Below are 14,899 nucleotides of genomic sequence, written 5' to 3'. Positions count from 1 at the left end.
CAGCCTACTCACAGCTTTATCGTCCTTACAAGATAGCTCTATACTCCAAACTAATTTTACTCTATTTTGCTAAAGACTGCAAGATTTACAGTCCAAAGTCGAGACTGAATTAGTCTTGGTCAGCTTCTTCTTCACCTTGCATCTTAGCTGCAACAGCTTCAAGGTCTTCGTTTGATACAGCTGCTTCTTCAGCGGCTTCTTCTTCGTCAAGGCCTTGACGTCCTTCAATGACAGCTTCCGCAATCGTTTGGCTAATTAATTTAACCGCACGGATAGCGTCATCGTTTGAAGGAATCACATAGTCTACTTCATCTGGGTCGCAGTTGGTATCAACCATAGCGATCACAGGAATATTTAACTTGTGTGCTTCCTTGATTGCAATGTGTTCTTTACGAGGGTCTACCACAAACATCACGTCTGGAATACGCGGCATGTCAGCGATACCGCCCAAGTTATTTTGTAATTTTTCACGTTCTTTTTCGAGTTCAAGAACTTCTTTCTTAGGTAGCACATCGAAAGTGCCGTCTTCTTCCATACGGTCAATATCTTTCATGCGGCGTACACGTTTTTGGATGGTTTCCCAGTTAGTCAAAGTCCCACCTAACCAACGATGGTTAACATAGTATTGACCGCAGCGAGTTGCTTCATCTTCAATTGATTGTTGGGCTTGTTTCTTAGTCCCTACGAAGAGAACGACCCCATCATTTGCTGCAAGATCGCGTACATAGTTGTAGGCTTCATCGATTAATTTAACTGTTTGTTGTAAATCGATGATGTAGATGCCATTACGTTCTGTAAAGATGTAACGGTCCATTTTTGGGTTCCAGCGACGTGTTTGGTGTCCGAAGTGAACCCCTGCTTCTAATAATTGTTTCATACTTACAACTGCCATTAAAAATTCCTCCTATTTGGTTTTATTCCGCCCCTACTTCAATTGAACGCAACTCTCAATGAGCACCATGCGTTCCAATCCATAGGGTGTGACATTTCATGCTCTAAAGGCACTAGAAGATTATAGCACATGACGAATTTGAAGGCAAGTCCCTTTTCTATTTCTCTTCATAGTCTAAAATATACTTCAAGTCTTCCATAGAAAGGCGGTCGGAATCTTTGGCTTCTTCATCGAAGAGCTGTTCAAAGAGATTACGTTTTTCTTCTTGCAGCTCAGCAATCCGTTGTTCAATCGTTCCCTCGGTGATCATCCGGTAGACTTGAACATTCTTCTTTTGACCAATCCGGTGGGCCCGACCAATGGCTTGTTCCTCAATCGAAGGATTCCACCAGAGGTCATAGAGGAAGACTGTATCCGCACCCGTCAGGTTTATCCCAACACCGCCTGCCCGTAAGGAAATGAGGAAGACTGAGCCTTCACCATGGTTGAAGGCGTCAACTTGACTTTGTCGGTCCCCCTTCTTGGTTTGACCGTCAATGCGGAAATAGGTCACCCCTTCAGCCTTTAAATCTTCTTCCAAGATATCCAGCATGGAGGTGAATTGGGAGAAGACTAAGACGCGCTTGTCATCTTGGAGGACCCGGTCCAATAAGTTGCGGTAGTAGTCAAACTTCCCAGAACCTGCTTCAGAGTCAGGGTCAATTAAACGGGGATGGCAACAAATTTGCCGCAAGCGTGTAATCGCCGCCAGCATTTCCATCCGTGTTCGCCCACTGTCGAAGTTGCCTTCTGCCAATTGTTCTTGGATGTCCTTAAGATAAGCCAGGTAAATATTTTTCTGTTCGGCTGTCATCCCAGCATAGCGGTCGGAACTCCGTTTTTCTGGTAATTCCAGGGAAACATCCGCCTTAGTCCGTCTGAGAACGAAGGGTTGGACCCGCTTACGGATCTGGTCAACCGATAATTGCTGGTAATCGCGTCGAGCAGGCAGGAGTCCGGGCAGGATAATTTGCATGAGGGACCAGAATTCTTGCAGGTTATTTTCAAGCGGTGTCCCAGACAAGGCAATCCGCAAGCCAGACTTTTGCTGCATAAAGGATTGGTAGAGAACGGTTCGATTGTTCTTCAGGGCTTGGGCTTCATCCAAGATTAAAACATCGAAGAAGTAGTCCTGGTAGGCTACTTGGTCATTGCGGTAGGAAGAATAAGATGAGATCCAAATCTTCCCTTGGCCTTCCTCACGCATTTGTTCCCTTTCCTCAGCAGAACCATCGATCACTACAGCTTCCAAGCTCGGAGCAAAGCGGTCAAGTTCATGGTACCAGTTATAGAGTACCGAAGCTGGCGCAACAATGAGGACCTGGCCCGAAGGATGTTCTTCCAAGTAATCCAGTAAGAAGGCGATGGTTTGAACGGTCTTCCCTAATCCCATTTCATCAGCAAGCAGACCACCTAATTGGTACTTGGCTAAAACCTTGAACCACTGAACCGCATATTGTTGGTAGTCGGAAAGCTCGGTCTTCAGTCGTGGATTGGGTCGGTAGTCCTCCTGGTCTGGATGCATGATATCCTCATAGAAGGCTTCAAAGTCCGCCTGACTGTTCAAGAGGTCCGCAAAGAGCAAGCTCTGATAGATTGGGATCGGGTCCCCATTCTTCCACTGCTTATTCTGCTGTTTCAATTGTTTGAGCATGCGGTTCTGGTCTTCCGTAAAGACCTGGTTCACATTAATAATCCGGCCATCCTCTAATTGCATGAAGCGTTCATTAGCTTGTAGCCGTTCAATAATCCGGTCAATCTCATGCTCATTGATATCATCCGTTTCAAAATCAATGGTCAGGAAGCGGTGTTGCTTATTCTGCTCAGTCACCACTTCAACCTCAATATCATTGGACTGCCAGCTCTCCAAGTTCTTGGTATAGCTAATCTTCCAATCTTCAGGCAGATATTGTTCAAAACGCTGCAAGTCCCTCATCATCTGGTCAATCGACCCGTAGTCTTTACAGTAATAATAATTTTCTTTAGTAAAACCATAAGCACGTAAGAAGGCTTCAGCGTCCAATTCATCTGCTAGCTGGCGTAAAAGGGTTTTGTCTTCAGGTAGGTCCGTTTCAATCGGATCATCGGAGAGCATGTAGTCGCCATAGTGGAAGGTCAGGGCCAGTTCTAGCCGTCCCTGGCTGGCCCTAATTTCAAGCTGGCAGTCTAGATCTAGAAGAGGGGCGAAGTCCAGCACAGTGACATTCTTTACCAGACTGTGTTCCAGCAATAGGCGGCCAAAGAGGGAAAAGAAATTTTTCATTTCTTCCGGCTTAAAGTCTAATTTAAAACGATTTAAGACAAAGTTATCCTGGATAATCGACATAGCATCGAAATACTTATCATCGCCCCCAATATGGTAAAAGTCTTCCCCATTAAAAATTAAACCGTAAAAACGATACCACTTAGCCTCTTGAAGCTGGGTCAAACGATAAATTTCACCATCATAGGCAATATTATAGAGGATGGGCCGGTCATTTTCGATCAGGCTAAAATCCTCAAGCTCCTGATTAGCAATAAAGACATGTTTAATCAGATCAGTCTTGAGTAAGGCGATTAATTCCTCCTCATTGAGATAGAGGCGCTGCTGGTTCTTCTTGGTCGAAGGAACATGGGCGATCGTATTCTCCCAGTGCTTATGCCGTAAAAAATCCTCAGCTAGACTATTCAAGAAGGCGTACATATCTGGATCAAAGCATTCCTGGCGCAAGCAGACCTGGTCATTATTATGGTTCTGCAAGTTGAAGCTTCCCCCACTGACCAAGGCTTGAAAGAAAGCCTCCAGGTCGTTCACATAATAGCTCGTATCAATCCCTAGCCGCAGTCGCAAGTAGAAGAGGCTATCATTATCCTGGCTAAAGGGTATGTTTTGTTCATCATAAAGTTCGATTTCAACCAATAGAGGCCCAAAATAATCAGCCGTCTCTTCTTCAATAAAATGTTGGTAAAATTCCTGATAGACTTGCTCACAGGTCTCGCTCTCGTCGTAAAGGTCTGCTGGATAGTAGAACAAGGGACGCTGGCTAAATTTCATCGCCCGGACTACTGAATGGTCTTGTAAGAAGAGCTCAACGGCTACAGTGTGGACACAAAAATGCTTCTTGAACCATTCATCACACTGGCAAATATCTTCTTCTTTACCCGAACCATCGAGGATGACATAATATTTCTGGTCATCAATCACTTCTGCGCGCCAAACATTCTCTGCTTCTACCGGATAGACCTTAGTCACCCGTCCCTCATCAGAGAGTTTACGTCCTTCTGCTATGGTTTTTGTCGGAATACTCCACTTCATGCTCATTCCCCCAAACTCTATTCCTATTAATACATTATAACACAAATAGAATTTCATGGCGCTATCCTGAGAATAGCAGGATAAAGTAAAAGAGACCGAAAACTAAGTCCCAGCCTCTTACTTTTATTTATTCTTCTGCTTATGCTTGGCCTGGGCCCCCTCGATGTCATAGTGATAGGTCGGATCAAGGGCGGCGTCTGTAACTTCAAAAGCTGTCGCAATGGCCTTATCTAAGGTCTCTAGATCTTCATCCTTTAAACGTTTCTTATCTGGCAAGTCGATAGGGGCGCCGACCCGAACCTTCACCCGATTTTCTGCTTTCCGGCTAAAGAGCCCCTTGACTTCTAAAGGCCCCTGGTAAACGACCGGCAAGAGTCGTTTCTTACTCATGCCAGCCATCATGGAGGCCCCGGGCTTGATTTTTGCAGAATAACGGGAGCCGGTGGGAAAGATCCCAATATTGTGGCCTGCCTTCAATTCTTTTAAGCATTCTTTCATCGCAGCCCGACCTGGTTTGGACCGGTCGATCGGAATCATGCCCGCCTTGCGGATCAACCAACCAAAGACCGGAATATCAAAGAGTTCCTTTTTTGCTAAAAAGAAAACCGTATCTGGATACAAGGCGGCCGCAATCACCGGTGGATCCAGTAAGGAACGGTGTGGGCTCACCACAACATAGGTTTCATCGGCCGAATAGTCGGGATGGAATTCATAATGCGGCTTACCGTTCACCACACGCAACAGCCAACGAATCAAAATCACAAAAAAACGGTACATCAGCGACCGGCCCCCTTTAATTAAAAAACACCCACTTGTCAGCTAGGATGCCCTTATAGAGGACAGAGACAAAAGCTGGCAAGCGGACTATGTTTATTTTTTATGGCTTGTTTTCATTGAATTCATAATTTGGCGCACTCGTTTTTCAGAAGGCTTTTGTCCCATGGATGCCATCATTTGACGGATCATATCTTCTGAGATAGGTGAATTCTTCTCAAAATAGCTGTCCATCGTGCGACGTGCAATATAAATGCCGATAGCAATCCCAGCAACTAAGGCTAAAATTACAATTAAAATCCAAATTCCTGTTGTCATCTGGCTTCTCTCCTCTCTGCAAAGCTTATACTCAATCATTCTACTAAAGATCCCGGCTCTTGTAAAATGAATTTAGTGCTTAAATAGCTCCTAAAATATTTTGGAAGTGGTCGGGCAAATCCGCTTCAAAGCACATTTCTTCCCCCGTCACAGGATGCTTGAGAGTCAAGCGGTGGGCGTGGAGGAGCTGGCCTTTATCATCGAAAAAATCTTGCTGGTGGCCCTTGGCATATAAGGGGTCGTCTACGACGGGATGACCAATAAAGTCTAAATGAACGCGGATTTGATGGGTGCGTCCCGTTTCCAAAACTAAGGCCAGGAGACTATATCCACCATACTGGTGTAAGAGCTGGAAATGGGTCCGGGCCGGCCGCCCCTCTTCTGAAACTTCAAAGCGGGTGCGGTGAACGGGATGGCGGCGGATTCCAGCGTCAATTGTTCCAGATTGTTCAAAGATTTGCCCGTAAACGAGGGCCAGGTACTCCCGTTTCAGTGTCTTATCTTGAATTTGCTGGGTCAGTGCTTGGTGGGCCTGGTTGGTCTTAGCGACCACTAAGAGCCCACTCGTGTCCTTATCAATACGGTGGACAATTCCGGGGCGGAAACTTTCCCCGCAGTCCGATAAGTGGTCGCAATGGTAGACCAAGGCATTGACCAGGGTGCCCCCTTCATGGCCAGGCGAAGGATGGACAACCTGCCCCTGGGTCTTATTGACCACCAAGAAGGCATCATCTTCATAAATAATGTCCAAATCGATGGCTTCTGCTTCTATATGGAGTACCTGGTCTTCCTGGTCTAGGTCCACACTAATGACATCCCCAGCTTCAACCTTATAGGAAGCCTTAACGACTCCTTGGTTCACCTTGACTGCAGGCTCTTGAATCCAAGTCTTAATTTCACTGCGGCTATGTTGGGGGTAAATTTCAGCCAGGTAGCGGTCTAAGCGCCCCTGGTCTTGGTCCACCGTCCACTTATCATGAATGCTTAGCATGGTCATCCCCCTCAAAAAATAATAAGTAAATTAAGCACAAAAAGACGCCTAGGGTCAAACAAATATCCGCCACATTGAAAATAGGAAAATCAATAATGTCTAAACGGAACATATCCACCACATAACCGAGTCTCATGCGGTCAATAAAGTTACCTAGCGCCCCACCGATCATTAGACTGAGAGCTAGACGCAACAAAAAGGCCTGATTTCTCTCTTTATAAAGGGTATAGGCTAGGACAGCCACGACCACAAGGGTGATGACAAAGAAGAAGCCCATCTGCCCTTCCAACATGCCCCAAGCTGCTCCGCGATTTTGGATGTACTGGAGCGATAACACTTGAGGAATGAGAGGCTGGCTCTCGAGTAGGGCCAAGTGACTCACGGTCCACCCCTTAACGACTTGGTCAAGGACTAGGCTCAAGACAATAATTAAGCAAGCAATCCACATCTTAAGGCTCCTTTCAATCTTCTTGGACCTTCTGGCTACCCGCTTTAGCCAGCTGGTCTGCCCATTCATTATAGCGGTTACCAGTGTGGGCAGCAACTTTATGGAAGTGAATCTGGACCTGCTTGCCCTTCTCTTGCATAAAGTCACGATAGGCTTGGGTATAAGCATTCTTAGCTTGCCAGTCCCCAGTCGCCCATTTCTCAATTCCAGCATAGTCATAGTAGATAGCTAAGTGGCCCACTCCTTGGTCGAGGGCATAGACGACTGCCTTCATAGCAGCAATCATTTCCCCTGAGACATTCCGCATCTTAAGGAGCTCTGCTTTTTTGCCTCCGCCCTTATAGGTCAATTCCTGGCCCTGGTAGAGGATCACACCACCGTAACCATAAGTCTTGATCTTTGGCTGGTAAGAGCCATCGACATAGGCTTCCATCTCAGCTCTACGGGGCTGATAACTTGAAGCCTTCCCCAAGAAAGCCTCGGCCTCAGCCTTGTCTTTAAAGGATTTGAATTCAGCATTCGGATAGCCAGAAACTTGGTCCTGGCACTCTGCCCAAGACCGATAAATACCAGGTTTCCGGCCCTTACGCACCGCATAATATTTCATCAAAAGCCTCCTCTTATGAAAAAAAGTGAGGAAAACTTCCTCACTTGAATGGGTCTTATTAAGCGGGTGACGAGAATCGAACTCGCGACGATAGCTTGGGAAGCTACTGTTTTACCACTAAACTACACCCGCATGTGCTATAAATAACAACAAGACTATTATAGCACATAATCTTTCATGAAGACAAGTCTATTTTAAAGAAAATGTCTTTAAATTTTCTAAGGCAATGATCCACTTGTCTTGGACAGGCTTCTGGTAGATATTCTCTAGGGCTCTTGCATAGATATCCATTTGCACCTGATAGCGTTCCGCAAAGCGTTCTGCTTGCTGGTCCATGGAAAGATAGGACAAACGGTCCGTCTTGAAATCATAGAGTACCAGTGAATCTTCTAAAACGACGAAGCCATCGATGGTCCCGTGGATGAGCAGCTTGTCCGAAGCTTCCAGGTCGTAGAAGATCTCCTTAGCCGGCATCAGAAGTGAGAAGCTCTTTTCACGGTATAGCTGGTCTTTTTTGCTGAGCAGCCAGCGACCAGTATCCGTTTCATAGAAAGCAGCCAAGCGGTCAAAATCAAGCTCTGCCTTAAGGGAAGCTTCTAGGGCCCCTTGGTCTACCAAGTGGTCAAAGAGGGCTTCAAAAGCCTGGGCACTGGGCGACTGGTCGAGGGGTAGCCACTGCATAAGCAAGTGGGCCGCTGATCCAATCGCACGGGGGTCAGCCAGCTCTTCCGTTTGGATAAAATGAGGCCGCTCCCAGTCCGGATTCACATAACGGCGGGCAGGCTTTCGAGGACGGACTTGGCCATCTTCCCATACTGCTAATTCATGGTCGAGTGGTTCCTGCAAGAGACGTTTGAGCTCACTCACCGATTGGTAGCTAGCAGTTTGCGTGGCCAGATGATAGGGGTAGTGGTAGTCTGCCTCAGGAACTAATAAGACCTGATCAGCCCTAGCCTGTTCATCTGAATTCCTCTCTCTTTCACGCCCCCCATGGAGAAAGTGGTCGCGGTCTCTCACTAAATCTTCACCATTCACAAAAGCTAACTTGATATGGAAAGGATCTTTTGGCTCTAATGACTCGGCACCCTCTATACTTCCCCTAAAATCCTTCTGTACATCCGGATGACGGACAATAGCCGGACCGATCCAATCCAAAGGGCTCCTGGCTCCTAAGCGATAGCTCTTGGCCAGGCGTTCTTCACCCACTGCCGGATGGGTCCAGCTCGCCAAGACCTTCTCCCCATCATCCACACTGGCCACTAAGATTAATTTTTGTTCAGCCCGGGTAAAGGCCACATACAATTTCCGCATTTCTTCTGCCAGGCTCTCTTCTTTAGCTTCTAGGCCAGCCATTTTATGCAAGGCACTGGTGTAAGAGATTTGCTCTTGGCGGTCATTAACCTTGAGGCCAAGGCCCACTTTATCATTGACAATGACATTAGCTTGAAAATCCTGGCGGTTAAAGCCCTTGGACAAGTTCAAGTAGAAGACGACTGGGAATTCCAGACCCTTACTGGCATGGACGGTCATCAATTGGACAACATTCTGGTCTGGATCGACCAATTGAGGACTTTCCAAGTCATTATCCCGCTCATAGATCATCTCGATAAAGCGGATAAATTGGAAGAGCCCCCTAAATTGCTTGGCTTCAAATTGTTCGGCTTGCTTGTAAAAGCCGTGCAGGTTACTCTGCCGCTGGATACCATTGGGCATGGCAGCCACATAAGACAGAAAGGCCGTATCCTGGTAGATCCGCCAAATCAAAGCAGCGATCGCTTGCTGGCGGGAGTATTGCCGCCAAGCCTCCAAGGATGCCATAAAATGCTGGACCTTCTTAAACAAGCTTGTCCGGCGGTCGGCGGTCTCCATATAAGCTAAAAGAGCCTCATAGTAATGGACGGACTTATCAACGAGGCGGATCTTAGCCAGGTCGACTTCATCCAAGCCCACAATAGCCGAACGGAGAACAGAAACTAAGGGAATATCTTGGTAGGGATTGTCAATAATCTTAAGCAGGTTGACCATAATCATAATCTCTGTCCGCTTAAAGTAATTGGTCAACTTATCCAGGGCCAGAGGAATTTGATAGCGCTTAAAGACTTCTTCTACCTGTAAGTGGTGCTTGCGCGTTGGGCTGAGGATGACGATATCATCATAGCGGATGGGACGCTCTTCCCCTGAGGCCTTGTCATAGATGGGAAAGCCCGATTCGATCATGGTTTGGATGCGTTGGGCGATCAATTCTGCCTGGCCAGCATCACTATCCTCTAAGTCATCTTCGACCTGGTCCAGGTCTTGACTATCAAAAATTAACAATTCAGGAATCATCTGGGCCTGGTCTGGATAAGCTGTATAGCCCGTAATCAGTTGAGCCTGGTCATCATAAAGGACCTGGCCAATATCATCCGCCATCAACTGCCTAAAGACATAATTTGTTAGGTGCAGAACATCATGGCGGCTACGGAAATTCTTCAACAGATCGATCCGCTGACCCCCTTTCCCCTCCGCATAAGCCTTGTACTTCCCGACAAAGAGCCCGGGTTCAGCGAAACGGAAGCGGTAGATGCTCTGCTTGACATCACCCACCATGAACATATTATTGTCATAGCCTTGGCGGGACATAGTGGTCAAGATCGCATCCTGGAGTTCGTTCACATCCTGGTACTCATCGACCATAATTTCAGAAAAGCGTTCTTGGTAGTATGCGCGTGCCTCATTCTCACCGCCATCAGAAGTCAAAATCGCATAAGCGCGCAGTTCGATTTCCGCAAAGTCTAAGACATTTTCCTGGTCACGGTAGGCTGCCATGGCATCGATGAAGGCAATGACAGTTTCAACTAAAGCTTGGGCCAAGTTTCCAGACTGGTCGAGCATCCATTTTTGACTCTGGTCGGAAAAAGCCAACCAGTCGGCCTGCAATTTCTCATAATCCGCTTTAACCTGGTCAATTCGTTCCTTGTAGTTTGCGCTCAAAGCATAGATCTCATCATCATCTTCAAAGTCTTTCTTACTTCGACGGGGCAGACTGGGCCAAGGACGAGATTGGAAGCTTTCAAATAAGTCTTGGTAGGTCATCTGGTCTAAGCCCTCGACTAGGCCAGACACCTGTTTAATTTGTAATTGCAGACCAGCTTCCGACATTTTCTCAAAACCAGGCGCTAAGTAGCGGGGCAAGTCATTATCAATACGGATCAAACGCGCCTTGATGTCAGCTAATTGCCGGTGGATCTCGGGTTTCACAGCTTCCTGGAAGAGGGGCGATTGGTCATAGGAGTCAGCCGTATGGTAATAAGCCAACAATGACTCTAGCCAAGCCTTGGGGTCAGCGTGGGATCGGGCCTTGTCATAGAGGTCAAAGATCAACTGGTCAATGCCGTCATCGCGCCGGCCATCACTGAAATTCTCGGCAACTAAGAGATAAGCCTCATCATTGCTCGCTAAGCGCTCCTCCTTCAGCCGCTGCCAAACTTCATCTTTAATCAAAAAATTCTCCGTCACATCCGTCACCAGGCGGTAGTTAGGATCCATCTCGATTAAATAATAGAAGCGCTGGATAACTTGCCGGCAGAAAGCATCGATAGTAGAAATATGAGCCTGACTGACCTGGCCTATTTGTACGGTTAAGTGGCGGCGCAGGTCTTCATCCGTGGCTTGGTTAATAGCCATCTTGAGTTCTGCTTCAATCCGGTCCTTCATTTCGCTGGCTGCTAATTCTGTAAAGGTTACCACGAGGAAGTCGAGCAGCTGATAGCCACGTTTTAATTTTTGGAGGATGCGTTCCACTAAAACCCGGGTCTTCCCTGACCCGGCAGAGGCTGCAACCAATAGATTATCCCCCTCCTGGTAGGTAGCCTGCCATTGTTCGGGCGTCTGCTGGTTCCCTTCGCTCTGCAAGGGCAGCTCGGTCAGACGCTTAGGATCTTTCATCATCTAAAGCTCCTTTCTCTTCAAGTGCTTGCTGGATTTCTTGGAAAAAAGTCTGGCGGTCATTAGCTGTCAAGCCCCAATCCCGGTAGCGGTTGCCCCCATCAACTGGATCAAAACAGGCAATCGCATTCAGTGGGTACTGGAGGGACGGAATATAGAGACTTTCCTTATCCTGGCGCAAGGGAGCCAGTGCAATCTCGCCTTCTAGGATAGCTTGAGCGGTCTGACGGATCTTGTCATCAACAAAGTCTAAGAGCCAGGTCCATTCCTGGCGGTTTAAGCCGTAAGCATCTTTCTTTAGGACAAAATTTTTATTCCATTTATAAGGATAGCTGAGTGAGCTCTCTTTTTCATCGGTTGTCGGATCGATCGCTTGAAGCAGGTCCAGATCAGCCAAATAATAGCCCGTTAATTGATAATTTTTAGGCATGGTTTCTAAGGCTGTCCCTTGAAAATCGGCTTCTTTATTGATGGGACGGACTTGGTCAGACACAAGCTGGTGGAAGGTGCCAAAAACTTCTGCCCCCTCTCCTCCTTGGTCAGCCCTTAAAGCTACTTGGGCATAGGCAAAGAGTTGAAGGGAGAGGCCTTCATAGATATGCCGGAATTGGTAAGACTGCTTAGACGATTTATAGTCCACCACTTGCAGGTAGTCGATCCCTTCATACTGCCAAGTATCTAAGCGGTCGATTCGGCCCCGCAAGAAGACTGACTGTCCCTCAGTTAGGCTAAGCTCATAAGCCGGCAGGTTGTTCTGGGAATTACCCGCTAAACCAAAAGATAATTCATTCGCCCGAATCCGCGGCTTAGTTACCCGCTGTTGGCGAATGATTTGTTGGATCACTTGGTAGAGCGTCCGGTTGAGCGAGTGGTTCATCCAGCTAAAACGCGCACTGGTTGTAAAAATGGTATTGGCCTCATCTTCGAGGGCTTGGTACACCAAATCTTTCAACAAGCTATAAACTCGGTCGACACTTAAATCTTCTATCGCGATCTGGTCCTTTAGCACACGGTCAAAGAAAGCCTGGAGGAGGCCATGATAGTAGTTCCCGGTCTGAATGGGATCGAGCTGCATCCGCTCCCTTTCCCTTAGTCGTAAACCGTAGACCAGGTAATAAGAGAAGGGATCCTTATTAAAAAGTTCCAACTGCGAAACAGAAGTAAACAAGGGTTGACCATAGAGGGCTTGGGCCAACTCAGCAGGCAAGTTTTTGACCTGGTTACTATAATCAAGACCCGCTAAGACCTTCTTAATCTCTGGATGGGTCTGGCGGAGGGCCTTAACTTGTTGGTAGAGGGAGGCGTAGCTAGCCGGCAGTTGCTCACGGCGCATCTTAGCCAGGGAGAGCTTGCTGGCCAGGTGGTGAACTTGGCTGCGCCAATTGCCCAGGTGAACCTCTTCATGGGCCTGGAGCACTAAGTTTTGCGAACTATGGAGCTTCTCTTCCAAGCCATAAGCTTGGCGCACTTGGTCTAAGAAAGGCGAAATATTCGAAGTCTTCTCCCCTAACTCATTATAGGGATAACTGATATAGAGTTTATTGTAGGCCGCTAAAAAAGTCTTGTAAGCAATGAAAGCTTCATTCACCGTCTTTTGTCGGGTCGAGGCAGCTAGCGATTGCAGGTCCGTCAAGCCCTGGCTAATCAAATCGCGGTCTTCATCACTGAAGAGGCTGTGGTTCTCATATTGACGGGGCAGACTTTGCCGGGTTAGCCCCAGGACAAAAGTTACCGGCTTAGCACTTGAACGCTGGCTATCCAAGCCTGAGATGCTCACACTATCTAGGCTAGGCGGCACAATACTGTACTTCGCCTCGCGGAAAGCTACCTGGATGAGGTCAAAGAAGAGCTCCACCGAAAAGTCTTCCTCAGCAAAAAGTAAGACATATTCATCCAAAATCTGGACAAACTCTTGCCAGGCTTGCTCATGATGGCGGGCCAGTTCCAAATCCCCCGCATCAATCAGATCATCACGCCAATTTAGAATTTGTTGAGGGATTCCCAATCTTTCCAAAGTGCGGTAGAAAGTCGTTAGAGCCTCCTTTGTTGGTAAGGAAGATTCCCAAGTCTTAAAAAGCGGATCCAGACTGTTAAAGAGGAAATTTTTCAAGCGATTAGCCTCTTCTTCAATCACTTGATCAGCCTCTCGGGCAATCTTTTGCCCCTGGTCATCCAGCTCTAAGTAGGACCACTCATAGTCGGACTGCCAAAATCTCCGGCCCTCATAGCCATTCTTGAGAACCACATTCTCAGTCTGGTCTACCACCCGGCGAAAAGCCTTCTGACCGTTTTGTCGGTCCTCTGCCTCCAAGTAAGCAAGCGGCATTAAGAGCTCACTTCGCAAGAGGTTAAAGACATCCTGGTAGCGCCAATTATAGCGCCAAATCCGGTATAAGCTATCCAAGAAACGTGACAAGGGATGCCGCTGCATACTTTCGGCATTGTCAATAAAATAAAGGATTTCATTCTGTTCTAAATAGGGCAGGATTTGATAGCGATACTTGTCCACATCGCGCGTCAGAATTTGGATATCTTTGTAGCGGTAATGGCCACTAGCCACCAATTGATAAATCTTATTGGCCACCTGCTCGCTCTCTACATAAGGCGACTCACACTTCCAGATCTCTAGATGATTCGCTAAGTCAGCTGTTCCCTTAGGCTCATTGGGCTGCCCCTGACGGTTACGTTGACGCAGGTATTCATCCAGCCCAGCAAAAGCTGGCGCATAAGCTGTATTGGGGCCCGCAAACTGGTCATCTGCCACGGGAATATCATGGCTCTTGGCTAAAGCGTAAACTTGATGGTAAGCCTCTCCTGTAATGGTAAAAAGATCATCCCAAGCTGGCCCCGACTGGCGGTAGGCCCGGTCCGCTGTCAGAATGACTTCGAGCTTGGGGACCTTAAGGAGGAAGGCCTCAATAACCTGCAACTGCCGCGCTGTAAAGCGGTAAAAGCCATCAATAACCACCCTCACCTGGCTCATGTCTTCTGACCGGATATATTCATCGAGAGCTTGGTAAACGGCATGGCTAGCCAAAGTAAAGCGCCCCTGCTCAGCCTCATAGGCGCGGTAAATCATAGCTAATTCCTTTAGCTTATCCACTTGGCGAGCTTTTAATGAGGAGACCTGGGGATCTTCCTGGGCTAAGATTTCATCTAAAGAATCGGGATCGATATTCCCCATTTCCAATTCATGGAAAAGATCAGCCAGTTCGGATAGAAAACCAATTTTATTGAATTCGCCCCGGTAAAGTTTGAGCTCATCGAATAAATCATGGAGAACCTTCCGCAAGAGCATCATGGTCCCCACAGAGGACAGGGCTTGCTTGTCATGGGGCCAGTCTGCCTTGAGCAAAAGCCAGGCTAGACGTTCGAAGCTCATCACCTGGAGCCGCATCATCCCACTCGCCCCATCGCTTACTTCTTCCCCCTTAGCCAGACCTTGGATAGCTTCCAGGACCTGGACTTCCATATCGAACTTCATATGGTCAGGCACCAGGTAGAAGATTTGACGGTCGGGATGGTTCCTTAAGTCAGCCACAATATCCGCATAGACCGCCGACTTATCAGAATAAGTATCGGTCATACGCAGGAAATGCAAGGTCATG

The 14,899-nt window shown here is 47.4% G+C and carries 9 protein-coding genes and 1 tRNA gene; all 10 read right to left on the bottom strand.

What is annotated here, in order from left to right; all coding sequences use genetic code 11:
* Positions 1–109: 109 nt before the first annotated feature.
* The 10 genes from rpsB to QP339_RS06330 all read right to left on the bottom strand — a co-directional run bounded on the left by rpsB (position 110) and on the right by QP339_RS06330 (position 14,898).
* Positions 110–892, bottom strand: coding sequence for a 30S ribosomal protein S2 (gene rpsB / locus QP339_RS06375; protein WP_070617016.1), 783 nt, complete (start codon positions 890–892; stop codon positions 110–112).
* A gap of 157 nt (positions 893–1,049) precedes the next feature.
* The gene (locus QP339_RS06370; RefSeq protein WP_284910847.1) at positions 1,050–4,226 is read right to left on the bottom strand and encodes a DEAD/DEAH box helicase; all 3,177 of its coding nucleotides are present in this window, start codon (positions 4,224–4,226) and stop codon (positions 1,050–1,052) included.
* A 123-nt stretch (positions 4,227–4,349) separates the two neighbouring features.
* Positions 4,350–5,003, bottom strand: a complete 654-nt coding sequence (locus QP339_RS06365) for a lysophospholipid acyltransferase family protein (RefSeq protein ID WP_284910846.1) — start codon at positions 5,001–5,003, stop codon at positions 4,350–4,352.
* Positions 5,004–5,096: 93 nt separating this feature from the next.
* Positions 5,097–5,318, bottom strand: a complete 222-nt coding sequence (locus tag QP339_RS06360; RefSeq protein ID WP_067976039.1) for a YneF family protein — start codon at positions 5,316–5,318, stop codon at positions 5,097–5,099.
* A 79-nt stretch (positions 5,319–5,397) separates the two neighbouring features.
* Complete coding sequence (locus QP339_RS06355; RefSeq protein ID WP_350225029.1) at positions 5,398–6,309, bottom strand: RluA family pseudouridine synthase; 912 nt, start codon at positions 6,307–6,309, stop codon at positions 5,398–5,400.
* Positions 6,293–6,757, bottom strand: coding sequence for a signal peptidase II (gene lspA / locus QP339_RS06350; RefSeq protein ID WP_284910844.1), 465 nt, complete (start codon positions 6,755–6,757; stop codon positions 6,293–6,295). The genes QP339_RS06355 and lspA overlap by 17 nt, the downstream gene beginning before the upstream one ends.
* Positions 6,758–6,770: 13 nt before the next feature.
* Positions 6,771–7,364, bottom strand: coding sequence for a ribonuclease H1 domain-containing protein (locus QP339_RS06345; protein WP_284910843.1), 594 nt, complete (start codon positions 7,362–7,364; stop codon positions 6,771–6,773).
* A 61-nt stretch (positions 7,365–7,425) separates the two neighbouring features.
* Positions 7,426–7,496: transfer RNA gene (locus QP339_RS06340), tRNA-Gly, on the bottom strand.
* Between the two features lie 57 nt (positions 7,497–7,553).
* Positions 7,554–11,294 (bottom strand): helicase-exonuclease AddAB subunit AddA, encoded by a 3,741-nt coding sequence (gene addA / locus QP339_RS06335; protein WP_284910842.1) that lies wholly within the window; start codon positions 11,292–11,294, stop codon positions 7,554–7,556.
* On the bottom strand, positions 11,278–14,898 hold the full coding sequence (locus tag QP339_RS06330; protein WP_284910841.1) for a PD-(D/E)XK nuclease family protein: 3,621 nt from the start codon (positions 14,896–14,898) through the stop codon (positions 11,278–11,280). The genes addA and QP339_RS06330 overlap by 17 nt, the downstream gene beginning before the upstream one ends.
* Between the last annotated feature and the right edge of the window lies 1 nt (position 14,899).

This window comes from Aerococcus sp. UMB7834, assembly GCF_030215145.1.
Classification (GTDB): Bacteria; Bacillota; Bacilli; order Lactobacillales; family Aerococcaceae; genus Aerococcus.
Note: the sequence above shows the minus strand (reverse complement) of the source record. Positions and strands in the feature narration are given on the sequence as shown.